General features: G+C 35.2%; 26 protein-coding genes. 20 read left to right on the forward strand and 6 right to left on the reverse strand.

Annotated features, from left to right (window positions below; all coding sequences use genetic code 11):
* Nucleotides 1–5: 5 nt before the first annotated feature.
* The 3 genes from clpX to fabZ are packed head-to-tail and all read right to left on the reverse strand — an operon-like array spanning nt 6 to nt 2,500.
* Nucleotides 6–1,238 (reverse strand): ATP-dependent Clp protease ATP-binding subunit ClpX, encoded by a 1,233-nt coding sequence (gene clpX, locus CDOMC_RS08705; protein WP_172129400.1) that lies wholly within the window; start codon nt 1,236–1,238, stop codon nt 6–8.
* Nucleotides 1,238–2,026 (reverse strand): acyl-ACP--UDP-N-acetylglucosamine O-acyltransferase, encoded by a 789-nt coding sequence (gene lpxA, locus CDOMC_RS08710; RefSeq protein ID WP_172129402.1) that lies wholly within the window; start codon nt 2,024–2,026, stop codon nt 1,238–1,240. The genes clpX and lpxA overlap by 1 nt, the downstream gene beginning before the upstream one ends.
* 27 nt (nt 2,027–2,053) lie before the next feature.
* Nucleotides 2,054–2,500 carry a 3-hydroxyacyl-ACP dehydratase FabZ gene (fabZ, locus tag CDOMC_RS08715; RefSeq protein ID WP_172129404.1) on the reverse strand — a complete coding sequence of 149 codons (447 nt, stop codon included), beginning with the start codon at nt 2,498–2,500 and terminating at the stop codon, nt 2,054–2,056.
* A 551-nt stretch (nt 2,501–3,051) separates the two neighbouring features.
* Between fabZ and rfaQ the strand changes: the two genes are divergently transcribed.
* The 3 genes from rfaQ to CDOMC_RS08730 are packed head-to-tail and all read left to right on the forward strand — an operon-like array spanning nt 3,052 to nt 6,003.
* On the forward strand, nt 3,052–4,164 hold the full coding sequence (gene rfaQ / locus CDOMC_RS08720; protein ID WP_172129406.1) for a putative lipopolysaccharide heptosyltransferase III: 1,113 nt from the start codon (nt 3,052–3,054) through the stop codon (nt 4,162–4,164).
* A complete protein-coding gene (locus CDOMC_RS08725) occupies nt 4,133–5,209 on the forward strand; it encodes a glycosyltransferase family 4 protein (RefSeq protein WP_172129408.1) in 1,077 nt (358 codons plus the stop codon). The genes rfaQ and CDOMC_RS08725 overlap by 32 nt, the downstream gene beginning before the upstream one ends.
* Nucleotides 5,206–6,003: a polysaccharide deacetylase family protein gene (locus tag CDOMC_RS08730; protein ID WP_172129410.1), complete on the forward strand. Its 798-nt coding sequence runs from the start codon at nt 5,206–5,208 to the stop codon at nt 6,001–6,003. Before CDOMC_RS08725 ends, CDOMC_RS08730 begins: the two co-directional genes overlap by 4 nt.
* A 315-nt stretch (nt 6,004–6,318) precedes the next feature.
* Here the strand turns inward: CDOMC_RS08730 and CDOMC_RS08735 are convergent, their stop codons facing one another.
* From CDOMC_RS08735 to CDOMC_RS08745, 3 genes are read right to left on the reverse strand one after another with little or no spacing between them, the layout of a single operon-like run.
* Nucleotides 6,319–7,395 (reverse strand): epoxyqueuosine reductase QueH, encoded by a 1,077-nt coding sequence (locus tag CDOMC_RS08735; protein WP_172129411.1) that lies wholly within the window; start codon nt 7,393–7,395, stop codon nt 6,319–6,321.
* A gap of 52 nt (nt 7,396–7,447) precedes the next feature.
* The gene (locus CDOMC_RS08740; RefSeq protein WP_172129413.1) at nt 7,448–8,404 is read right to left on the reverse strand and encodes a tRNA (adenosine(37)-N6)-dimethylallyltransferase; all 957 of its coding nucleotides are present in this window, start codon (nt 8,402–8,404) and stop codon (nt 7,448–7,450) included.
* The gene (locus CDOMC_RS08745) at nt 8,401–9,606 is read right to left on the reverse strand and encodes an NAD(P)/FAD-dependent oxidoreductase (protein ID WP_172129415.1); all 1,206 of its coding nucleotides are present in this window, start codon (nt 9,604–9,606) and stop codon (nt 8,401–8,403) included. The genes CDOMC_RS08740 and CDOMC_RS08745 overlap by 4 nt, the downstream gene beginning before the upstream one ends.
* A gap of 97 nt (nt 9,607–9,703) precedes the next feature.
* Between CDOMC_RS08745 and mqnP the strand changes: the two genes are divergently transcribed.
* From mqnP to CDOMC_RS08830, 17 genes are all read left to right on the forward strand, one after another.
* On the forward strand, nt 9,704–10,570 hold the full coding sequence (gene mqnP / locus CDOMC_RS08750; protein ID WP_172129417.1) for a menaquinone biosynthesis prenyltransferase MqnP: 867 nt from the start codon (nt 9,704–9,706) through the stop codon (nt 10,568–10,570).
* Complete coding sequence (locus CDOMC_RS08755; RefSeq protein WP_172129419.1) at nt 10,567–11,085, forward strand: hypothetical protein; 519 nt, start codon at nt 10,567–10,569, stop codon at nt 11,083–11,085. The genes mqnP and CDOMC_RS08755 overlap by 4 nt, the downstream gene beginning before the upstream one ends.
* Nucleotides 11,075–11,587, forward strand: coding sequence for a DUF6115 domain-containing protein (locus CDOMC_RS08760; protein WP_172129421.1), 513 nt, complete (start codon nt 11,075–11,077; stop codon nt 11,585–11,587). The genes CDOMC_RS08755 and CDOMC_RS08760 overlap by 11 nt, the downstream gene beginning before the upstream one ends.
* A gap of 143 nt (nt 11,588–11,730) precedes the next feature.
* Nucleotides 11,731–12,699: a GTP 3',8-cyclase MoaA gene (moaA, locus tag CDOMC_RS08765; RefSeq protein WP_172129422.1), complete on the forward strand. Its 969-nt coding sequence runs from the start codon at nt 11,731–11,733 to the stop codon at nt 12,697–12,699.
* A gap of 37 nt (nt 12,700–12,736) precedes the next feature.
* Nucleotides 12,737–13,498 carry a 7-carboxy-7-deazaguanine synthase QueE gene (locus CDOMC_RS08770; RefSeq protein ID WP_172129424.1) on the forward strand — a complete coding sequence of 254 codons (762 nt, stop codon included), beginning with the start codon at nt 12,737–12,739 and terminating at the stop codon, nt 13,496–13,498.
* Nucleotides 13,499–14,080 (forward strand): 6-pyruvoyl trahydropterin synthase family protein, encoded by a 582-nt coding sequence (locus CDOMC_RS08775; protein WP_172129426.1) that lies wholly within the window; start codon nt 13,499–13,501, stop codon nt 14,078–14,080.
* Nucleotides 14,080–14,268, forward strand: coding sequence for a hypothetical protein (locus tag CDOMC_RS08780; protein WP_172129428.1), 189 nt, complete (start codon nt 14,080–14,082; stop codon nt 14,266–14,268). Before CDOMC_RS08775 ends, CDOMC_RS08780 begins: the two co-directional genes overlap by 1 nt.
* Nucleotides 14,268–14,681, forward strand: coding sequence for a hypothetical protein (locus CDOMC_RS08785; RefSeq protein ID WP_172129430.1), 414 nt, complete (start codon nt 14,268–14,270; stop codon nt 14,679–14,681). The genes CDOMC_RS08780 and CDOMC_RS08785 overlap by 1 nt, the downstream gene beginning before the upstream one ends.
* Nucleotides 14,678–15,334 carry a 16S rRNA (uracil(1498)-N(3))-methyltransferase gene (locus CDOMC_RS08790; RefSeq protein ID WP_172129431.1) on the forward strand — a complete coding sequence of 219 codons (657 nt, stop codon included), beginning with the start codon at nt 14,678–14,680 and terminating at the stop codon, nt 15,332–15,334. Before CDOMC_RS08785 ends, CDOMC_RS08790 begins: the two co-directional genes overlap by 4 nt.
* An 88-nt stretch (nt 15,335–15,422) precedes the next feature.
* Nucleotides 15,423–15,623 (forward strand): 50S ribosomal protein L31, encoded by a 201-nt coding sequence (rpmE, locus tag CDOMC_RS08795; RefSeq protein ID WP_172129432.1) that lies wholly within the window; start codon nt 15,423–15,425, stop codon nt 15,621–15,623.
* Nucleotides 15,624–15,627: 4 nt separating this feature from the next.
* Nucleotides 15,628–16,440, forward strand: coding sequence for a 16S rRNA (cytidine(1402)-2'-O)-methyltransferase (rsmI, locus tag CDOMC_RS08800; protein WP_172129433.1), 813 nt, complete (start codon nt 15,628–15,630; stop codon nt 16,438–16,440).
* A 35-nt stretch (nt 16,441–16,475) separates the two neighbouring features.
* On the forward strand, nt 16,476–17,156 hold the full coding sequence (rlmB, locus tag CDOMC_RS08805; RefSeq protein WP_172129434.1) for a 23S rRNA (guanosine(2251)-2'-O)-methyltransferase RlmB: 681 nt from the start codon (nt 16,476–16,478) through the stop codon (nt 17,154–17,156).
* Entirely contained in the window at nt 17,149–18,153 is a 1,005-nt protein-coding gene (locus tag CDOMC_RS08810; RefSeq protein ID WP_172129435.1) for a phosphatidylglycerophosphate synthase, read from the forward strand. Before rlmB ends, CDOMC_RS08810 begins: the two co-directional genes overlap by 8 nt.
* The gene (locus CDOMC_RS08815) at nt 18,147–18,944 is read left to right on the forward strand and encodes a hypothetical protein (RefSeq protein ID WP_172129436.1); all 798 of its coding nucleotides are present in this window, start codon (nt 18,147–18,149) and stop codon (nt 18,942–18,944) included. The genes CDOMC_RS08810 and CDOMC_RS08815 overlap by 7 nt, the downstream gene beginning before the upstream one ends.
* A gap of 13 nt (nt 18,945–18,957) precedes the next feature.
* Nucleotides 18,958–20,163 (forward strand): LL-diaminopimelate aminotransferase, encoded by a 1,206-nt coding sequence (locus CDOMC_RS08820; RefSeq protein ID WP_172129437.1) that lies wholly within the window; start codon nt 18,958–18,960, stop codon nt 20,161–20,163.
* Nucleotides 20,163–21,437 carry a homoserine dehydrogenase gene (locus CDOMC_RS08825; protein ID WP_172129438.1) on the forward strand — a complete coding sequence of 425 codons (1,275 nt, stop codon included), beginning with the start codon at nt 20,163–20,165 and terminating at the stop codon, nt 21,435–21,437. The genes CDOMC_RS08820 and CDOMC_RS08825 overlap by 1 nt, the downstream gene beginning before the upstream one ends.
* Entirely contained in the window at nt 21,438–21,776 is a 339-nt protein-coding gene (locus CDOMC_RS08830; RefSeq protein WP_172129439.1) for a YraN family protein, read from the forward strand.
* The last annotated feature ends 19 nt before the right edge of the window (nt 21,777–21,795 follow it).

Below are 21,795 nucleotides of genomic sequence, written 5' to 3' on the forward strand. Positions count from 1 at the left end.
TTATATTATGCGCTTAGTTTGTTTTGCTTTACTAAAATTGGCTTAGCGCCGCCGCTTACAACATCTTTTGTGATCACTACCTCATATCCGCCAAGCTCCGGTAGCTCATACATAATATCTATCATTACCTCTTCCATTATGCTTCTAAGCCCTCTTGCGCCCGTCTTTCGCTCGATCGCAAGTCTAGCAACCTCTCTTAGCGCCTCATCGTCAAATTTAAGCGTCGCTTTATCTATCGCAAATAGCTTTTGATACTGCTTTAAGATCGCGTTTTTCGGCTCGGTAAGAATTCTCACCATATCATCTTCGGTAATCTCATTTAGCGTAGCTACGACGTGAAGCCTTCCGATAAGCTCAGGTATAAGTCCAAAATGCACCAGATCATCAGGCTCAAGTAGCTGAAGTAAATTTGACCTCTCATCTTTACTGCGCTTGTCTTGGTTAAATCCAAGCACGTTTTTACCGATGCGTCTTTCCACGATATCGCTAAGTCCGTCAAACGCCCCGCCACAAACAAACAAAATGTTTGAAGTATCTATCTGGATAAAGTCTTGGTTTGGATGCTTTCTTCCGCCTTTTGGAGGGATATTTACGACACTTCCTTCGATTATCTTAAGAAGCGCTTGCTGTACGCCCTCGCCTGAAACATCGCGCGTTATCGAGCGGTTTTCACTCATCCTTGCTATCTTATCGATCTCATCTACAAATACAATGCCCTGTTCGGCTCTTTTCACATCGCCATCAGCCGCCTGAAGCAAGCGAGTTAGGATGTTTTCCACGTCTTCGCCTACGTATCCAGCCTCAGTTAGACTTGTCGCGTCACAAATGGCTATAGGCACATCAAGAAACCTAGACAAAGTTTGAGCCATTAGCGTTTTACCGCTTCCAGTAGGTCCTACAAGCAAGATATTTGACTTTGAAATTTCGGTATCATCTTCGATCTCGCTTTGCTTAAAAATTCTCTTGTAGTGGTTATAAACTCCTACGCTAAATACCTTTTTTGCGGTATCTTGACCAACAACGTAGTTATCAAGTACCTCTTTTAGCTCTTTTGGAGTCAAATTTTTATAATCATGCTTTAAAATTTCTTCGTTTTTTTCAAGGCTGGTATCACCGTAAATCATATTGTAAGCGGCATTTATGCAGTATTCGCATATGAAAGCATGCCCGTCTATATCAGATAGCAGCCTTCTGTCGCTTGACTCGACTTCGCCGCAAAAATTACACTTTTTTGCCATTATTCTCTTCCTTTTGCAAGCGGAATTCCCCGCGTCGTGCTTAGTATAAATTCGCACATTTTTTTTACATTTTCGTTATTTTGAGTTTTCAAAAGCTCGCCCGCAGCCTCTTTTAACCCGCCTTCGTGTCTAAATAAAAATTTATACGCTCTGTTTATCTCTTCAACATTTTCTTTATCAAATCTTCTGCGAATTCCAACCAAATTTAGCCCTCTTATATAGGCTCTGTTGCCCTCGGCCAAGCAAAACGGCACCACATCTTGGCTAAGCGCGCTTGCACCTGCTATCATGCAACTTTCGCCGATTCGCACGAACTGATGCACCGGAGTTAGTCCGCCAACCACGGCGAAATCTCCCATCTCAACGTGTCCTGCCAATGTTGCGTTGTTTGCTAAAATTACGTTATTGCCGATTATACAGTCATGCGCTATGTGACAATACGCCATGATAAAGGCACTGTCGCCGATTCTAGTTAGCCCATCGCCCTTATGCGTGCCTGAATTTATGGTGCAAAATTCGCGGATTGTAGCGTTTTTACCTATTCGCACACCGGTATCGCTTTCAGGCTTATAGCTGATATCTTGAGGTATATCGCCCACGATCGCGTAGCTATAAATTTTACTAAAATCGCCTATATGCGTATCACCAACGATCCTAGCTCCTTGCTTAACAAGCACGCCGTTACCAAGCACCACGTCTTTTCCGACATAGGCATAGGCTTCGATTATCGCGTCTTTGCCGATCTTAGCGCCGTCTTCTACGACTGCTGTTTTATGGATATTTTTCATCAAATTTTGCCTATTTATCAACTTTTCTTACTTATCAACTATCATCGCTTTTAGCTCGGCTTCGCAAGCAAGCACTCCATCCACATAAGCCTTGCCGTCAAGAACCCAGATATTTCCTTTGTGTTTTAGCACTTCAAGGCGGTACTCTAGCCTGTCGCCAGGGCGGATCGGATGGCGAAATTTAGCCCTATCTATGCTCATAAAATAGACAACTTTATTTTCAATGCCCGCCTGATGTTCATCACTCATGCTCTTAAATGCGAGCACTCCGCCGGCTTGAGCCATACCCTCGATAATCATAACGCCCGGATATATCGGATGATCTGGAAAATGTCCTTGAAAGACCGGTTCGCCGATGGTTACGTTTTTGTAAGCTACGATGTGCTTTGCCGGCTCGATCTCTACGACTCTATCGATGAGCAAAAAAGGATATCTGTGCGGGAGGATTTTTTGAATTTGCATTATATCTATCACTGCTAAGCCTTAATTATTAAAATATAGACCCGATTTTAGCTAATTTTTGCTAAGAGAAAGATTATTATTTAAAATTTAATTAAGACTTTGATAAAAATCATTTTTTTGACTATAAAAATATAATAAGAAGAATTAATTTTACTAAGCTATTTTAACTACAAAACCTTATTGCAACTTATAGCATTTTTTCAAAGAATAATTTTTTATACTATATTTAAATTTTTTTAGCAAAAAACTTGTAAAATTAAAATAAAAATTAAAACAAAGCAGTAAATGGGTCAATAAATAATTTAAATATTATTACAAAATAATATCAGATATTAATAATTCATTTGTATTATAGTATAATAATCAAACTCTAAAATATCAAAAAATTGTCAAAAAAATAACTTGATATTTAAAAATTTATTGTGAGTTTACACTTAATAAAATATGTTACTTGATTTAAAATGCTAAAATTCATAACATCTAAGAAAATATATACATTATATTTCCAAGATATGAGTTTTTAAAGTTATAGTAAAATTTTATTTGATCATCGGAAATAATCAATGGATAATAAAAAGCAACTTAAAATTTTAATTATGAAATTTAGACACATAGGTGATGTTTTATTAACTACTCCTATTTTAACAAATTTAAGACATTATTTTCCAGATGCCATTATAGATTTTGCGCTGAACAAAGGTTGTGAAGCTATGATAGAAGGCAATCCCAATATTAGAAAAATACATATTTATGACAGACAGAAAGTTCAAAATTCAAGCTTTCTAAAAAAAATAATAACTGAACTAAGATATGCAAATACTATAAAAAAAGAAAATTACGACATTGCAATTCAAACAACCGAAGGTGACCGCGGTATAATAATAGCCAAATATGCCAAAATAAAAAGAATAGTTGGATATGAAGGAAAAAATAAGATATTAAACAGGCTAATAACAGATATAGTTCCCATGTCAAAAAATCCGAAACATATGGTCGAAACGAATTTAGACTCATTGAGGACTATTGGAATAGAACCAATATGTAAAAAAGTTATGCTATACTCAAATAAAGATCCAATATCCCATCTTCAACTACCAAAGACCTTTGCACATATGCATCTAACCAGCAGATGGATGTTTAAATGTGCTAAAGATGAGCTTATGGCAGAAATTATAGATTTTTGTCAAGATGAGCTTAAAGTAAAAGTAGTAATAACAAGCGATAAAAATGAAATAGAATTAAAAAAGCTTGATGAAGTAGTTAACCTCTGTAAAACCAAACCTATAAATTTAGGTGGTCAAATTAACCTTAAGCAAGTTGCAGCACTCAGCAAAATTTCTGCTCTTTATATTGGTGTAGACACTGCTATTATGCATATGGCAGCTGCAAACAATACACCTTGCATAGCTCTTTTTGGTCCAAGCAACGCACAAATTTGGGGACCTTGGGATAACGATATTTGCCAAAACTATTTAAACCACAGAGGAAATCAAGGTATAGGTAAACATTTTGTATTTCAAAAAGATTGGGAATGTATATCATGCCAAAAAGCAGGCTGTCAGGACTCAAGGATAAGTAGATGTTTAATTGAATTTAGCAAAGAAGAAATATTAGAAATAAAAGATAAGATAAGAGAAAAGATAGATGAATATACTATACACAGAAACACTTTATAATTGGGGTGGGCAACAAAATAAAGTGATAAACGAGATGATTTTTGCTCGCGAACTTGGACATAATGTAATGCTATTTTGCAATCCAAATTCACAAATTTCAGAAGTTGCCAAAGAAAAAGGATTTGAAGTTTTAGAATTTAAGATGAGCAAAACAAATTATCATAAAAGTGTACCAAGATTGTGTAAGATAATAAAAGAAAAAAACATAAATTTAGTTATAACAAATGGCTCAACAGACAGCTGGGTAGGAGCTATGGCAGGAGTGTTTTATCGCAATAAAGGAGTTAAATTTGCTAGAGAAAGGCATAATCAATTCCCAATTAGAGGAGTAGCTAGTAAATTTATGCATAAAAAATTATTTGATAAAATAATATCAGTAAGTCCATCTGTAAGTGAATACCTAAAAGATATAGGCGTAGCAGAAGATAAGATTTTTTATATGCCTACAACTGTTGATTTTAAAAATTTAAATAATTCAAATTCTACTTTTAAACAAGAATTTAATATACCAAAAGAAGCGATAACTGTTGGGATGTTTTCTGCACTTTATAGAAAAAAAGGGGTTTACGAATTTGCTAATTCACTTAAAAAAGTAATAAATGAAAACAAAAATGTTTGGGGAATTTTTGGTGGAGATATCAGAAGTGATATTAAAGAAGAAATTTATTCTATTTTTGATAACAGTTTAAAAAATAGAATTATTTTTACTGGTTTTAGAAAAGATATTGCAAATGTTATTAAAGGTATTGATATTTTTGTTTTCCCATCACACACAGAAGGTTTACCTACTGCGCTTCTTGAAGCTATGGCACTATCTAGACCCGTAGTAGCATTTGATATAAAACCTATGAATTTATTACTAAGAGAAAGGGGAATTTGTGTAGATTTTTTAGATATACAAAAACTTGCAGAAGCAATAATTTTATATATAAAAGATAAACATAAAAGAGATACAGATGGAAAGAACGCAGCAGAATTTGTATCACAAAATTATGACACACAAATAGCAAAAAACAACACAAAGATTTTCCTGGAGCGACTATGACAAGACCTCTTTGCATACTAACCATGCATCATTGCTCACCTATAAAAGATGAGCTAACTATTTCGCCAGACACTTTAGAGAAAACATTAAAGCAAATTTTGAATATGGGTTTTATATTTATAAATTACCAAAATTTCAAAGATATCTTATTCAATAGAAACCAATCAAAGCAAAAAAGTATTTTACTAACCTTTGATGATGGATATTTTGATAATTATAAATATGCATTTCCAGTGTTAAAAAAACTTAAAATACCTGCGGTTTGTTTTCTAGTAACTGATAATATAAGTGATTTTAAACGTGAAGATTATAACTTTAGATTAAAACCGCATAAGGATATAGATTATGAAAAAGATATAGAACATTTTTTAAATTTAGATGAAATTTATGAGATGAAAGAGAGCGGAATTTTTGAATTTGACAGTCATACAGCTACTCATTTTTCCTGCAAAAGCAATAATGAAGAGAGATTAAAAAATGAACTTAACAAATCGTATGAGAAGATCAAAAAAATATTTCCAGATAAAAAAGAGTTTGGTTTTTGCTGGCCAAAAGGGCATTTTAATAATATATCTATGAAGCTAATCAAAGAGTCTAAATATGAATTTGCTTTTAGCGTACTTGATGGAGGATACTGTACTGGAGATGATAAATTTAAAATACGTCGAATAGATATCTCAAGTTTTAAAAACGAGAATGAGTATCTCTTTAGAATAAAGAAAAAACTAATAATTTACAGCACTCCAATTATTGGAAATTTATATTCAATTTTTAGAAACAAGAAATTTACATAGAACTTATTTGTCTGTTTACAAATAAATAAACACCAAAAATATTACTTTGAAAAATTCAAATCTAATAATAAAAAATATACATTTTAATCATTAAACTCTACAAAAACACAATCTAAAATAAAATTAATAAATTAAATGAACTCTATACTATTATCAAGAATTCTAGCTGATGTTTTTATCAATCTTATTTTTATATTTTTTATAAATACTATATATGTATAAAGAAAAATTGATCGAGTAATCAAATAAATATATTAAAAATCCAAAATATATTTTAACTTTACATTTTATATTATAATTTTTAAGACTATATAGTTACTTTTGAAAAACCAAAACCTCCCTGCTGTCGTTATAGGTTACGCTTTTGCCATAAATTTCATATCTGCCTGCTAAAATTTGATCAAGCACGATTATAGGATTCTGGCTAAAATCCCCACAAATTTCTCGTCTTAAATTTAGCTCAGCTTCCACGCTTAGCGGATTTTTGCAAAGCTCGCTAACGCTTGCGAATTTACACCCCGTAAGTTCGTTAAATTTAGCTAAACTCATCATCGTTACACCGTCTCTAAGCTCATCAAGCAAATTTTTTGCCTCATTTACGCTAAATTTCACGCTCGCACGCTTAAAATTTGAGTAGAGCAAAAAGTAGCTAGGCACAACTAATTTATCAAATTTCACATTTGCTCTAAGTAGGCGGTAGTTTAAAAAATACTTGCGCGAAAGATGAAATTTCACGCCCTTTTCTTCGCACTCTCGCACTTTTTTATAAAGCTCAAGCCGCTCTTCGATACTGCCCGGCAAAACACGCCCATTTATCTCGCTTGCAAGCTCGCTTAACGGCAAATTTTGCGCTTCTCGCTGCTTGCTAAGCCCAAAGATGCACCCGCAGTAATTTTGATGATAGAGTTTGTCTTTTTTAGCCAGTTCAAACTGCTCGTTTGTGCCGCCATTTTTTCGGTAATCAACCGCCACAGCTTCAAGATTATAGCCCTCTACTGCCTCTTTAAGCGAAGCTTCAAGCTGGCTAAAATCCTTCTTTGGACTCATTAAAAGTGTCGTTGTAACCGACTTTTGTCCAAGCTCAATCGCCTTAGCAGCCGAGTTTCCAACGCGAAAATCAAAGCAGTATTTGCAGCGCTTGCCCTTTTCAGGCTCATCTTCAAGCCCTTTAGTTCCCGCAAGCCAGCTTTCATAGTCGTATTCGCCGCATAGAAGCTTAATACCCATCGCGTCGCACGAACGCTTAACGTCCTCGTAGCGCATCAAAAATTCGCTATACGGATGGATGTTTGGATCGTAAAAATAGCCGATCAGCTCCTCGTCCGGAAAATCCTCGCGCAAACGACGTAAAAAGTAGTGACTATCAACCGAACAGCAGATATGAACTAGCAAATTTCTCCTTTTTTATTGTTGTTTTATAGCAATTTTAGCTGCAAATTTTAAATCAGCTCAAAAACTCTCTGATCTTAACTTCGCATTCACTGATAGAGCCGCTAAATTTCTCCTCAAATTGCGAGCAGTTAAAAGTGCGCTGACGCTTAGCAAGCTGAGCCGTATGTGTTGAAATCAGCTCAAAAAGCTCGCTTTCATCGATCTTGCCTCTTAAAAACTCGCCGCACTCTTTAAGACCTATTGACTTAAGCGGTTTTGGCTCATCGGGATACTTCTCAAACAAAAATTTAGCCTCAGCCAAAAGCCCTTTTTCAAGCATATTTTCGGTGCGAATTTTTATGCGCTCACGCAAAATTTCCCTATCCCAAACTATCTCGAAAATCTTTAAATTTGAGATGATAGGCTCATAAGTATTTTCTTGCAAATAAACACTTGGAGCGGTTGAAATTTGCAAGTTTTGCACCGCCTTACACTGCACGATTTTAATCAAATTTTCAAGCCCAAGCTCTTGGACGGGATTTTCGGTCTTTAAAATATGAACGTAAATTTCAAGCCATTTATTTAGCCTATATGTGTCATTTTGGCTAAATTTAGAAGCAAAAACGGGATCTATTTTGCTTGCAAATTCATGGATTTCAGCGTTACTAAGTCCGCTTTCAAGTCGCTCAAATTTTGGAGAAAGCCCTGAGATTAAGGATTTTAGATAAAATCCGCTTCCACCTGTTATAAATAAATTTTTGCCGCTTTCTAAAGCAAATTCGCGAGCTTGTTTATAAATTTTAAAAAACATTCCCACGTCAAAATGCTCATTTGGATATATTAAATTTATCCCAAAATGTCTCACGCTGGCAAGCTCCACTTCGCTTGGCTTGGCACTTGCGATATTGATCTCTTTATAGACGCAAAGCGAATCAAGACTTAAGATAACGCCGTTAAATTCGCTTGCAAGCTTAAGTACAAGATCGGTCTTGCCGCTTGCCGTAGCACCGATTATAGCAAGCTCTTTCAATGGTAAAGTCCTGAAAAAAGCAATACATCATCACTATTTTGGTTTGAAGTATCGTTTTTTATCAAATTTATTAAGATTTTAGATACACAAGGAGCGAAAAGAGCTTCATTTAATCCAAAGCCAGCGATATAAGCTAAATTTTCATAGCTTTCATCTCGTCCAAAAATAGGGAGAGAATTTGGAGTCATGGCTACGTTGTAAGCTCTAAAAATAGGATTTTTAAGCTCAAAAAAAGAGCAAAAAGGCTTAAGTTTGGAAAGAGAAGCGTTGATATCCTCCATATTAATCTCGCTATCTACAGCTCCTAGCTTAGGTTTTGTAGATATGTTCACTTTTGAACCATTAGCCAAAACTCTCATAGATAGATCATCTATCAAAAGAGCGTTTTGAGGCTTTAAATCATTACTAGCGTCAAATGTAATATCGTAAATTTTAGCAGGCAAAATTTCAAAATTTATACCAAATTTTTTAGCCAACTCGACATTTGATCCAATAGCTTGGATAAAATTTTTAGCCTCATATCTAGCCTTTAATCCCTTTGCAGCGATTATTGAGCCTCCACCTACTTCATAATCCATTATCTCATCTTCTATGAACTCTACTCTATTTTGCTTTAGGTAATTTTTCAAATTTTCATAGAGCTTTTGCGTATTAATTTTGGCGTTTTGATTTAAATTTATAGCACCTTTTAAATTTTGATTAACAAATCCAAAATCTTTTCTAGACTCATCTACGTTTAAAATCTCATAATCTTTATCGCCAAATTTTATCCTCTCAAGCGCCTTTTTATAGCCTTGATTTTCAAAAAATAAAACAGTCGAATCTTCTCTTTTGAAGTCAAAATCTCCGATATCTAACTTTAAATTTTCATAAATCTCATAGCTTCTAAGGCCATATTTTTTGGTTAAAATTTGAAGTTTTTTACTAAAATTTTCACTATTTAACCCAAATTTTACAAGTTTACTTAATGCAGATTTTTCAAATAAATTTGTAAGAGAAAATCTTGTTTTTCCGGTTGCAAAATTTAAAAAAGATTGCAAAATGCCATGATTTATCTCGCTAAAAATATTTAAAGCTTCACTGCTGCTTGCGTTTAATCTCTCATTTTTTGACACAACGGCAACACTTAGAGAATTTTTAACGCACCAATATGCGCTAAAAAGCCCACTAAGCCCCTCGCCTACGATTATCATATCTCTCATAATTATTTTCCTTTTGCTTTGCGGATGTTCTAATTTTAGCAAATTTTCGTAATTTAAGATAAAATATACCCAAAACTTAAAATTTACGGAAAATTTAATGCAAAAATTTATAAAGACACTTAAAGATATAGGTGATTTAATAGTTTTTAAGCACTCAGTTTTTGCTTTACCATTTATATTTACGGCGATGATAGTTGCGAGCAAGCACGTAAATAACTCGGCTTGGTTTGGCTGGAAACTGCTTATTTTAGGCGTTATCTGCGCAGTAAGTGCAAGAAATTTTGCAATGGCTTTTAATAGATACAGTGATGAAGATATAGACAAATTAAATCCAAGAACTGCAAATCGCCCAAGCGTGGATGGGCGCATAGGGCGCTCGAATTTGCTTATCTTCATCATCGCAAACGCCGCGATTTTTGTAATAGTGGCTTGGTTTATCAACGATCTTGCGTTTTGGCTGTCATTTCCGATTTTAGCTATCCTTGGCGGCTATTCGCTGTTTAAGCGTTTTAGCGAGCTTGCACACTTGGTGCTTGGTTTATCGCTTGGTTTAGCTCCGATCGCAGGAGCGGTGGCGATAAGTGCCAGCATACCGCTTTGGAGCGCGCTACTGTGCCTTGGGGTGATGTTTTGGGTGGCGGGATTTGACCTGCTTTATTCGCTTCAGGATATGGAATTTGATAGAGAAAAGGGGCTTTTTAGCATACCTTCGATATATGGCGAAAAGGCGACAATGTTTATCTCCGCTATTTTTCATGCCAACGCAGTATTACTATGGCTACTTTTTGCTTGGGCGGCAAAGCTTGGAGTATGGGCGTTTTTGGGAATAATAACAAGCGGAGTTATTTTATTTTTTGAGCATAAAATAGTAAGAAAAGATTTTAGCAAGATAGACAGAGCATTTTTCACATTAAACGGCTATCTTGGAATTTTATTTTTTATATTTATATGGATAGATCTATGAGGCTTGTTCCCGCGAATTTAGAGATATTTTTTGAAAAGATTGATGGCAGACAAAGAGAATTTTTACTCGAATTTGACAAATTAAGTGGAAGCGAAGAAGATCCTCTAGGTCAATGGATAAAACGCGCCAAGGCTAAAGGCGAAACAAGAGATAGTGATCAAGTACTTTTAACATTACTTATAGAGCTTCACCGTAAATTTGACGAACTAAACGCCTTTATAAAAAATGAAAAAACAATTAAATTAGAACTAAGTCAAAGCTGTATAATAGACGGCATAGGATTTGAAAATTTTAGCATTAAAGAGGCAAAATTGAGCACCGGCGCAAGCTATTATGCTAGAATTTCGATGCCTATATTTCCCAAACGTGATGTCGCTATATTTTTTGAGGCAGTTGATGAAAAAAGGGCCAAGATAACCAGAATGAACGAGAGTGACGAAAGCGATTATAATGGCTACGTTACAGCAAGAGAAAGAGTGATGATAAGAGAGCTAAGGAGTACAAATGGACAGTGATTTTATAATTTTTATAGGATTTGGACTTATTTTAGTAATACTTTTTTTGTTAGTGGTGCTAAAAGATATGGAGGCTGGCAAAAAATTTGCAAGATATGAAAAAGTATTAGAAGGTATTATCCAAGAAAATCATCTCTTAAAAAAACAGCTTAACAATATAGAGATAGCAGGAAGTGCAAATATCGACGCAGAAGCGATAGAATCACGATTAGAACAAAGATTAAACGAACAAATAAACTCAAAAATCATCCCCATAGTAAATACTCTTAAAGGGATAGAAACCTCCATAGACAGCTTTCAAGAAGAGCAACAAAACAGAATCTACACACTTGAAGAACGAACCAAAACCATAGGAAAAATAACATCAAATAGCGAAGAAACTGACGAAAAACGAATTATAGATATGTATAAAGATGGTAAAAACATAGAAACAATAGCCAAAGATCTTAGACTGGGAATAGGCAAAGTCGAATTTGTCCTCAAGTTTAATAAACTCATTTAGATAAATAAAACTAATTAAACTTATAAAATATAAAAAATAAACATCACCAAAATATCCAAAATTTAAAAAATTTTAAAGCTAAGCTCCATATAATGCTTATAAATTTGTTTAGATAAAAATCTAAATTAACTAAGGGTAGAAAGATGTTGATAGACGGGCATGGACGAGTTGTTGATTATCTGCGCATTTCAGTAACGCAACGCTGTAATTTTAGATGCAAGTACTGTATGCCAAAAACCCCTTTTGAATGGACACCAAAAGAGAATTTACTAAGCTTTGAAGAGCTATTTTTATTTGTTAAAGTTGCAATTGACGAGGGTGTAAAAAAGATCCGTATAACAGGCGGCGAGCCGCTTTTAAGAAAAGATCTTGACAGCTTTATAAGAATGATACACGACTACAAAAGCGATATAGACTTAGCCCTTACAACCAACGGCTATATGCTAAAGCACTATGCAAGAGCACTTAAAGACGCAGGACTTAAAAGACTAAACATGTCACTTGATAGCCTAAAGATAGAAAAAGCCAAATTTATCGCGCAAAAAAGCGTCTTGCACGAGGTTTTAACGGGCTTTGAGGCTGCACTTGATGCAGGACTTAAAGTAAAGATAAATACGGTCGCACTAAAAGGCGTAAACGATGATGAGCTGGTAAGCTTGCTTGAGTTTGCAAAGAGTAGAGATTGTCAAATTCGCTTTATCGAATATATGGAAAACATGCACGCAGACGACGAGCTTAAAGGCATGAAAACGGCTGAAATTTTAGACGTGATCGGGCAAAAATACAAAGTCACAAGTGACGGCAAACTACCTACAAGCCCTGCTAGTATCTACATGCTTGAAGACGGATACAAATTTGGCATTATAGATCCGCATAAGCATGATTTCTGCGAGAGTTGCAACAGAATTCGCCTGACAGCCGAAGGATTTTTGATACCATGCTTATATTTTGAAGATGCGATGAGCATAAAAGACGCGGTAAAAGCGGGTGACGTCAAGGGCGCGAGCGAAGTTTTACGTAAAGTGCTTCAAAACAAACCTGAGAAAAACAAGTGGGAAGTTGGGGCTAGAAACGAAACTTCAAGCAGAGCCTTTTACCAAACAGGCGGCTAAATTTTGATATAATCTCGCCAAATTTGAAAGGTAAAATTTGGGTTTAAATTTGGTCGAGAGCTTTTTAAGTATACAAGGCGAGGGCGCAAGCAGTGGCAAACTCGCCATATTTTTACGCTTTGCTGGGTGTAACCTAACTTGCAAAGGCTTTGGCGTAAGTAAAATTTCGCCAAAAACAGGCGAGGCGCTAACAGGTTGCGATACCATAAGAGCCGTTTACACAAGCCACTTTAAATACCAAAATTTAACCTCTCAAGAAATTTTATCTATCATCAAAAAATACGATAAAAATTTACATCAAAAACCCATCGTTGTAATAACCGGTGGCGAGCCGCTTTTGCACTATAAAAACGAAGATTTTATAAATTTGGTTCAAAATTTGCTTAATGAAAATTACGAAGTGCATTTTGAGACAAACGGCACGATCGAAGTTAATTTTAGTAAATTTGAACTTTATAAAAATTGCACTTTTGCTATTAGCGTTAAGTTAAGCGCAAGCGGTGAAACGAAGGCTAAACGCATAAATAAAGCGGCTCTAAAGGCTATAAAAAACAGCGCGAAACAGAGCTTTTATAAATTTGTGATAAATGATGAGTTGATCCAAAGCCGACAAGCAGCGGATGAGATTTTTGAAATCCTTGAAATTTGCGAAAATGATGTTTTTTGCATGCCTCAAGGTTATGATAAAATAAGTCTTGAAAAAAACGCAAGGAGCGTGGCTGAATTTTGCATAAATTTTGGCTTTAACTACACCGATCGCGTGCACATAAGGCTTTGGGGCGATAAGGACGGAGTTTAAATGATTATTAGAAAACTTTTTAAATTTGAAAACGCTCACATCGTGAGATTTTGCAGCTCAAAAAGATGCAAAACGAGCATCCACGGACACTCTTATAGAGCTGAAATCCTGCTTGAGTCAAATTTCTTAGATAACGCGGGCATGGTTTATGATTTTGGTTTAATGAAGCAAAACATCAAGTGTCTAATCGACAGCTTTGATCACACGACTACGCTTTTTAGTGGCGATGACGAAGAGTACTTAGATGACATGAAAAAACACTCAAAACGCTGGATAGAAATACCAGTAAATCCATCCGCCGAGCAGTTTTGCAGGATATTTTTCGTGCTAATTGACAGGCTTTTAAAATCAACTGTCATGCAAAACGGCGAGCGCGAAGTAAAAATTCATAGCGTTATCGTGCATGAGACCGACACAGGCTATGCGCAGTGCTTTAGGGATGATTCATATAACGCTAAAATGGGCGAGATAAATTTAAAAGATATTATATTTTCGCCTGAAATCATAAGCGAATGGGATGATAAAGAGCTCTTTGAAAAGATAAAACTGGGACAAAAAATCATAAACCCAAAGGAGGTCTAATGAGGCAAATTTTTGGGATTTTGGCTTTGATTTTGGCACTGTTTTTTGCAGGCTGTGAGGACGAAAAGAAGCAGGTTTTGCTTGATCTAAACGAAATTCCGCCGAGCGATGTGCCCATAGCCGCACCTGATGCGAACGTAACTATAGATGAAAATTTACCGCCTGAGCCGGTAGTTGAAGGGAAATAATGGAATTTAACGAGAGTTTAAAAGAGCTTTACGAGATGGCGCTTAGCCTGCATTTAGGGCTTGCAATTATCTTAATAGCGCTTATCATCATTCACTTTTGCCTCATAGAATTTGGCGTGAGTTCGCCATCTTACGCAAAACGAATTAGATTTTTCTTGCCTACCTACTACAGCTTTTTAGCAGCTATGCTAATGACTGGGCTTTTGCTAATGAGTGTTTTTTACTTTCATCTGAGTTTTAGAGCGGTTGTAATGATAGTAGTTTGGGTGTTTCTCATCGGACTTGGGGCGATGGAGTTTAAGAAGCTAAAAGTAGCTATAAAGAGTAAAAATTTTATAGATTTTAGAAAAAAAATGAGATTTAAAATTTTACTTGATCTTGCACTGGTTCTTATCGCAAGCGGTGTGCGATGAAATTTCTTTATTCAAAACAGGCAGGAGATGAGCAAATTTGCCTGCAAAACGAGCAGTTTTTGCACCTTAAAGTAAGGCGAGCCAAGCTTGGCGAGCGAATTGATGTTAGAAATTTAAAAGATGGGCAAAATTATATTTATGAAATTACAAATTTAGATAAAAAAGGCGCTAATCTATCTCTTGTTTTTAAACATAGTGTAGAGAGCGAAGAGCTAAATTTCAACCTTGGTTGGGCTATCATAGATACCAAAGTGATAGAAAAAACTCTGCCTAGCTTAAATGAGATTGGAGTTGGCAAGCTTATATTTTTCTACTCCGATTTTTCTCAAAAAAACTTTAAAATTGATAAAGATAGACTTGAGAGAATTTTAATCAGCTCATGCGAGCAGTGCGGCCGAAATTCTATTATGCAAATTGAAATTTATAAAAATTTAGATGATGTTATCAAAGCTTATAAAGATGTAGCGTTAATTGATTTTGGCGGAGTAAATTTTGAAAATTATGCACAAAACGAAGTCTTAATCATAGGCCCAGAAGGCGGCTTTAGTCAAACTGAACGCGAAAAAGTAAGCAAAAAATACAGCCTAAATTCAAAAAACATACTTCGCTCGCAAACTGCGATTTTAATCGTTGCTTCTAAAGTTTTGGTTTAAATTTGATTTTTAAAAAGTTTTTTTGTATAATCACGCCTTACTCTATGAACGAAATAAATAATAAAAACAGGCTATAAAAGGATAAAAAATGAAAAAAGAGATTCATCCGGAATTTGTTGAGTGCCAAGTAACTTGTGCTTGCGGTAACACTTTTACAACTAAATCAAACAAAAATGAGATTAAAGTGGATATCTGCAGCGAGTGCCACCCGTTCTTCACAGGAAGCGAAAAGATCGTTGACTCTGCCGGTAGAGTTGATAAATTTAAGAAAAAATATAACTTGAAATAATACTTTGCTCTATTTCGTTCCTACTCCGATAGGAAATTTAGAGGACATTTCACTTCACGCATTAAATATTTTGCGTGAATGTGAAGTGATCTTTTGTGAAGATACAAGAGTTACCAAATCTCTAATAAATCTCTTAAATTCTCGCTTTGACTCAGATATAAAGATAGAAAAATTTATCTCGCTTCACTCTCATAACGAAGCTCAAATTCTTTCAAATTTAGACACGGAAATTTTCAAAAAAACAGTTGCTTATGTAAGTGATGCAGGAATGCCCGCGATTAGCGATCCTGGAGTTGAGCTAGTAAGATTTGCTATCAAAAATGAAATCGATTATGAAGTCTTAAGCGGCTCAAGCGCAATACTTTTAGCAGTCGTTGCAAGCGGACTTTGCGATAAAGAATTTACTTTTTTAGGTTTTTTACCAAACACTGGCAAAGAGCGAATGATAGCCATGCAAAACGCACTAAATTCGCCATATCCTGTAGTCATATATGAAAGTACAAAAAGAGTGCTTGGGCTGGTAGAGCAGATAGCAAATTTGGAGCCTGATAGAAAAATTTTTGCCATAAAAGAGGCGACTAAAAAATTTGAAACCAAATTCAGCACAACCGCAAAAGAGTTAAAAGAGCAACTTCAAAATGCAAATTTAAAGGGCGAATGGTGTATCGTGATAGATAAAAGCCTGCATCAAAGCATTGAAAAAATCACGATAGACGACATCGCCTCTCTTGATATACCTCCAAAAACCAAAGCCAAACTGATTGCCAAAATCACAGGCGAAAACGTAAAGAAAATATACGAAAATCTAACAAAATAAGCTAAATTTTACTGATTTTTAGCTATTATGAGCCGATGATTATATATGGAAAACAGCTATTTTTACACATTATAAAGCACTATAAAAAAAGCGTTAAAACTATCTACCTTGCAAAAGAGTGCGATAAAGCTACATTTTCGCAAATCGCTTCCGTTGGAGCGCCCATAAAGCGAGTGGATAATCAAAAAGCGCAAGCTCTTGCGCGCGGAGGCAACCACCAAGGCTTTTTAGCCGAAGTTGAAGAGTTTGGCTTTAAACAGTTTGACGAGCTAAAAAAGCGAAATTTTATAACCGTGATTTATGGACTCAGTGATGTTGGAAATATAGGTGCTATCATCAGAACCGCTCATGCTTTGGGATGTGAGGGCATAGTCGTAGTGGCTAAAAGTCTTGCCATGGAAGGCGTCATAAGAGCAAGCAGCGGTGCGGCATACGAGATAGATATCGCTCTTATAGAAGACGGGCTTAGCGCGCTAAATGAGTTGAAGCAATGCGGATTTAAGCTCTATGCAACAGCAAGCGGCGGTAAAAACGTAAATGAGATGAAATTTGGTCCTAAAACAGCTCTTGTTATGGGAAGTGAAGGCGAAGGAATGCCGAAAAAAGCGATCTTAAAATGCGACGAGTGCGTCGGTATAAAGATGAAAAACGGCTGGGATTCGCTAAATGTAAGTGCGGCTTTCGCCATAATTTGTGACAGGATTATAAATGAATGAAATTAGTAGCTTACAAGAAATTGGTCTAAATGAAATTGCAAGAAAAACGCATATAGAGGCTGAATATGTAGGTTATATTATCGATAGAAATTACAAAAAGCTTGCAAGATTAAATGCTAAAGGCTTTATTAAAATTTTAGAGCGCGAATATAATATTAATTTTAAAGAATGGTTAGAAGAGTATGAGCAATTTATGTCTAAATATAAGGATGAAATTCCACAAAAAAGTATCAATATTTTTCCCAAAATTATAGCATATACATCTGGTCATAAAATATCCACATGGAAATTATTAATACTAGCCACTATTTTAATAATAGTAGTATTTTTTATATGGTTTTTTGAAGGGCATAAAAGTATAAGTAATATATCTATTATTTTTGAAGATAAAAATAGAAGTGTAAGCTATACAAATACCGCAGCAGTAGAAGAAGCTGAGAGAAATATAAATATAATAAAAAGTTCAAATGCAACTGTAAATTTACAAGATTCTATAACAAAAGAAAAAGTAAAACAACAGCCTGAGCAGATAATAAATTCGACTATAATTCAAGCAGATATACCAAAAGCAGAAAAAATAGATGAAAATAAATCAAAAGAACAACCTAAAGAAGAGGTAGAAAAAATAGAAATTGAAACAATACCACAAAAAATTACTACAAAAATAAATCAAAATAAATCTACTGTGCTAGGAAGCAAATATATCACAACCGGGTTAAATGAAGTTCAAATTAATCCCAGAAGAAAAGTTTGGATAGGGATTATAAATCTTGAGAATAACAAAAAAAGATATATTGACACAGATAAGCCTTTAAGTATAAACTTAAATCAAAAACAAATTATAGTAACTGGACATGGAAATATAAATTTAGATATTGACGGAGATATCATAAAATTTGACAACCTTAATCCCAAAAGATTTTTAGTAGAGAAAGATAAGATAACACTAATAAGCTATGATGAATTTGTGTCTTTAAATAAAGGCAAATCTTGGTAAAAAACATTATTGTTTTTGTTTTAACGGCGTCTTTTGCCTTTGGAGCCAACGTTTTAGAGATAGCAGATGGGATACTTGGGCAAAGCAGTGCCAAAACAACTGCATTATTTAGTGATGGATTAGATTACCTAGATGGAAGCGGAAGGCCGGATATAGCTAAAATTTCAAATACATTAAAATCAAATTCGCTATTTCCAACTTCATACAAAGAAAAAGTCAATTTAGATATCCAATTTATATCAAATCAAGCCAATCCGCTACTTTTGATAAAGATTGTAAAAGAAGCGCTAAACAGCCTTGGATTTAATGAAATTTTAACAACCGAATTTGCAAATACCAAAGCTACGATTTGGGGAATTAGGCTAAATACTAAATTTATGCTTGATCCAGGCTCGCTATACACTGCTTTAAAAAACACTAATACAATTATAAGCGCTATTGAAAAAACAGGTGACTTTAGCTACAAATACATACTAGACACTTCAAAATCCATATTAAATTTAACTCCATTAGAAATAGGCAAAGAGATAGAGTTATCAAAACCACTTGAGCCATATTTTATAGATGTAAACGATGCGAGTAAAGTCGAAATAACGGCAAAAAACGGTGATAGTTGGTTTGCACTTGTTAGAATTTTAGATAACAATTTAAATTTAATAGAAGAACAAAGAAAAAATAAAAAGACAAATAAAATTAATTTTATACTCCCTTCAAATGCAAAATATATTACAATAGATGATGCAAATAGCCTCGAAAATATCAAAAGAGGCTTAAAAATCCATATACAATAACTAGGAGATAGCTATGTTTGATGAAATTCGCTTTAATACGATTGAGAGACTACCCAACTACGTATTTGCAGAGGTAAATGCTATAAAAATGGCCGCACGACGTGCGGGAGAAGATATTATAGATTTTTCTATGGGAAACCCAGAGGGCAGGACTCCTCAACATATAGTCGATAAACTCTGTGAGAGCGCACAAAAAGATAAGACTCACGGATACTCCGCGTCAGCAGGGATCTATAAACTCCGCCTTGCTATCTGCAACTGGTATAAACGCAAATATGACGTAAATTTAGATCCGGAAACGGAGGCTGTAGCGGTAATGGGATCAAAAGAGGGCTTTGTACATCTTACTCAGGCTATTATCAATCCGGGAGACATTGCGGTCGTGCCTGATCCTGCATATCCTATTCACACTCAAGCGTTTATCATTGCGGGTGGAAATGTCGCAAAAATGCCTCTAGTTTATAATGAAAAATATGAGCTTGACGAGAATAAATTCTTTGAAAATTTGCAAAATACCATCTACTCAAGTTCACCAAAGCCAAAATATGTAGTTGTAAATTTCCCCCACAATCCTACCACCGTAACGGTTCAAAAGAGCTTTTACGAGCGACTTGTGGCAATGTCAAAAAAAGAGAGATTTTACATTATTTCAGATATCGCCTATGCTGACCTTACTTTTGACGGATACAAAACTCCTAGTATTTTTGAAGTCGAAGGAGCAAAGGACGTAGCAGTAGAGTGCTATACTCTATCAAAAAGCTATAATATGGCTGGCTGGAGAGTTGGTTTTGTATGCGGAAACAAAAGGCTTTGTGCGGCTCTTAAAAAGATAAAATCATGGTTTGACTACGGAATGTTTACCCCAATTCAAGTGGGTGCAACAGTGGCATTAGACGGTCCTCAAGACTGTGTAGAAGGAATTCGCCAAATTTATGAAAAGCGCAGAGATGTCCTAATAGAAGCATTCGATAACGCAGGCTGGCAAATAGAAAAACCAAGTGCGAGTATGTTCGTATGGGCAAAAATACCTCCTCAAGTGGGCAATTTAGGAAGCTTAGAGTTTTCCAAGCAGCTTTTAACTAAAGCTTGTGTGGCCGTAAGTCCCGGAATAGGCTTTGGAGAAGGCGGCAACGATTATGTAAGAATCGCACTTATAGAGAATGAAAACCGCATTAGGCAAGCGGCAAGAAATATCAAAAAATATCTAAAAGAGTTCTAATGAATGTAGCAATTTTAGGAGTTGGCACAGTCGGCGAACAGGTGGCTAAAATTTTGATTCAAAATCAAAAGATAATCAGCGCAAGAGCCGGCAAGGATATAAAGCCGGTTATTGGTGTTGTAAGAAATTTAGACAAAAAACGTGATGTAAATTTACCGCTTACAAATGATATAAATAGCGTTATCAATAGAGACGATATCGATATTTACGTAGAATTGATGGGCGGAGTTGATGAACCTTATAGAGTCGTAAGTGAGATTCTACATAGAAAAAAAGCTGTTGTTACAGCAAACAAAGCACTTTTAGCTTACCATAGATTTAAACTTCAAAATCTAACAGGAGACACTCCTTTTGGTTTTGAAGCTAGCGTGGCTGGCGGAATCCCTATTATAAAAGCTCTTAGAGAAGGTCTAAGCGCTAATCAGATTCTCTCTATAAACGGCATAATGAATGGAACCAGCAACTATATACTAACCTCTATGATGAATAGCGGAGTCAAATTTGAAGACGCTCTTAAAAAAGCTCAAGAACTTGGATACGCAGAGGCTGATCCTACCTTTGACATAGGCGGATTTGATACGGCTCATAAGCTGCTAATACTAGCAAGTATCGCATACGGTGTTCACGGAGATCCTGAAGACATACTGATAGAGGGTATAGAAGGCATTACAAAAGACGATATTTTCTTCGCTCAAGACTTTGAATATGTCATCAAACTTCTTGCGATAGCTAAAAAAGTAGGAGATAAAGTAGAGCTAAGAGTACATCCTGCACTTGTAGCGAAAGATAAGATGATAGCCAAAGTAGATGGAGTCATTAACGCAGTAAGTGTAGCAGGAGATGCTGTCGGAGAAACCATGTTTTATGGTCCAGGAGCAGGTGGAAGCGCTACCGCAAGTGCTGTTATAAGCGATCTAATCGATATTGCCAGAGGCACAAATTTCCCGATGATGGGATACAAATCACCTCTTGAGATAAAATCCCTAGAGCTACTTGCCCAAGATGAGATTAGAACCAAATACTATTTCAGACTAAAGGTTGATGATAAAGTCGGTGTTTTGGCTAGAATTACAAATTTAATGAGCGAAAATAATCTTTCAATCGATAGTTTTTTACAAAAACCACACATTAAAAATAAAGAAAATGACAAAAAAGCGACTCTATTTTTTACAACTCATACAAGTAGAGAGGCTGATGTCAAACGAGTTATAAGAATACTAGAAGAGCAAGAATTTATAAGAGAAAAGCCATTTATGATAAGGATTGAACAGTAAGTGGGCTTAAATGAATATCTCTTTGGAATAAGCTCAGAGGATATAGCCTCTAGGCATGTTAAAAACGAGGGATATGAAATTTTAGATAGAAATTTTAGCTCAAAATTTGGCGAGATAGATATTATCGCAAAAAAAGATGAAATTTTACACTTCATAGAAGTCAAAGCAACCAAAGGAGAGTATGAAGCGATATATAGACTAACTCCTGCTAAATTTAAGAAAATTTTAAAAACTATTGATTTTTATCTGCTTAAAAATGGATTAAACTCCGATTTTCAAGTGGATTTGATAACAATAGAAAATGATAATATAAAGTGGATAAAAAATATTAGTTTATAATTTTTATTATTTATTATTT

This window comes from Campylobacter sp. RM16192 (assembly GCF_004803855.2).
Taxonomy (GTDB): domain Bacteria; phylum Campylobacterota; class Campylobacteria; order Campylobacterales; family Campylobacteraceae; genus Campylobacter_A.

Excerpts from the sequence above, each read along its gene's own strand:
- clpX (WP_172129400.1), bottom strand. The coding sequence starts at position 1,238 with ATGGCAAAAAAGTGTAATTTTTGCGGCGAAGTCGAGTCAAGCGACAGA.
- lpxA (WP_172129402.1), bottom strand. The coding sequence starts at position 2,026 with ATGAAAAATATCCATAAAACAGCAGTCGTAGAAGACGGCGCTAAGATC.
- rfaQ (WP_172129406.1), top strand. The coding sequence starts at position 3,052 with ATGGATAATAAAAAGCAACTTAAAATTTTAATTATGAAATTTAGACAC.
- CDOMC_RS08725 (WP_172129408.1), top strand. The coding sequence starts at position 4,133 with ATGAATATACTATACACAGAAACACTTTATAATTGGGGTGGGCAACAA.
- CDOMC_RS08730 (WP_172129410.1), top strand. The coding sequence starts at position 5,206 with ATGACAAGACCTCTTTGCATACTAACCATGCATCATTGCTCACCTATA.
- CDOMC_RS08745 (WP_172129415.1), bottom strand. The coding sequence starts at position 9,606 with ATGAGAGATATGATAATCGTAGGCGAGGGGCTTAGTGGGCTTTTTAGC.
- mqnP (WP_172129417.1), top strand. The coding sequence starts at position 9,704 with ATGCAAAAATTTATAAAGACACTTAAAGATATAGGTGATTTAATAGTT.
- CDOMC_RS08755 (WP_172129419.1), top strand. The coding sequence starts at position 10,567 with ATGAGGCTTGTTCCCGCGAATTTAGAGATATTTTTTGAAAAGATTGAT.
- CDOMC_RS08760 (WP_172129421.1), top strand. The coding sequence starts at position 11,075 with ATGGACAGTGATTTTATAATTTTTATAGGATTTGGACTTATTTTAGTA.
- moaA (WP_172129422.1), top strand. The coding sequence starts at position 11,731 with ATGTTGATAGACGGGCATGGACGAGTTGTTGATTATCTGCGCATTTCA.
- CDOMC_RS08775 (WP_172129426.1), top strand. The coding sequence starts at position 13,499 with ATGATTATTAGAAAACTTTTTAAATTTGAAAACGCTCACATCGTGAGA.
- CDOMC_RS08780 (WP_172129428.1), top strand. The coding sequence starts at position 14,080 with ATGAGGCAAATTTTTGGGATTTTGGCTTTGATTTTGGCACTGTTTTTT.
- CDOMC_RS08785 (WP_172129430.1), top strand. The coding sequence starts at position 14,268 with ATGGAATTTAACGAGAGTTTAAAAGAGCTTTACGAGATGGCGCTTAGC.
- CDOMC_RS08790 (WP_172129431.1), top strand. The coding sequence starts at position 14,678 with ATGAAATTTCTTTATTCAAAACAGGCAGGAGATGAGCAAATTTGCCTG.
- rpmE (WP_172129432.1), top strand. The coding sequence starts at position 15,423 with ATGAAAAAAGAGATTCATCCGGAATTTGTTGAGTGCCAAGTAACTTGT.
- rlmB (WP_172129434.1), top strand. The coding sequence starts at position 16,476 with ATGATTATATATGGAAAACAGCTATTTTTACACATTATAAAGCACTAT.
- CDOMC_RS08810 (WP_172129435.1), top strand. The coding sequence starts at position 17,149 with ATGAATGAAATTAGTAGCTTACAAGAAATTGGTCTAAATGAAATTGCA.
- CDOMC_RS08820 (WP_172129437.1), top strand. The coding sequence starts at position 18,958 with ATGTTTGATGAAATTCGCTTTAATACGATTGAGAGACTACCCAACTAC.
- CDOMC_RS08825 (WP_172129438.1), top strand. The coding sequence starts at position 20,163 with ATGAATGTAGCAATTTTAGGAGTTGGCACAGTCGGCGAACAGGTGGCT.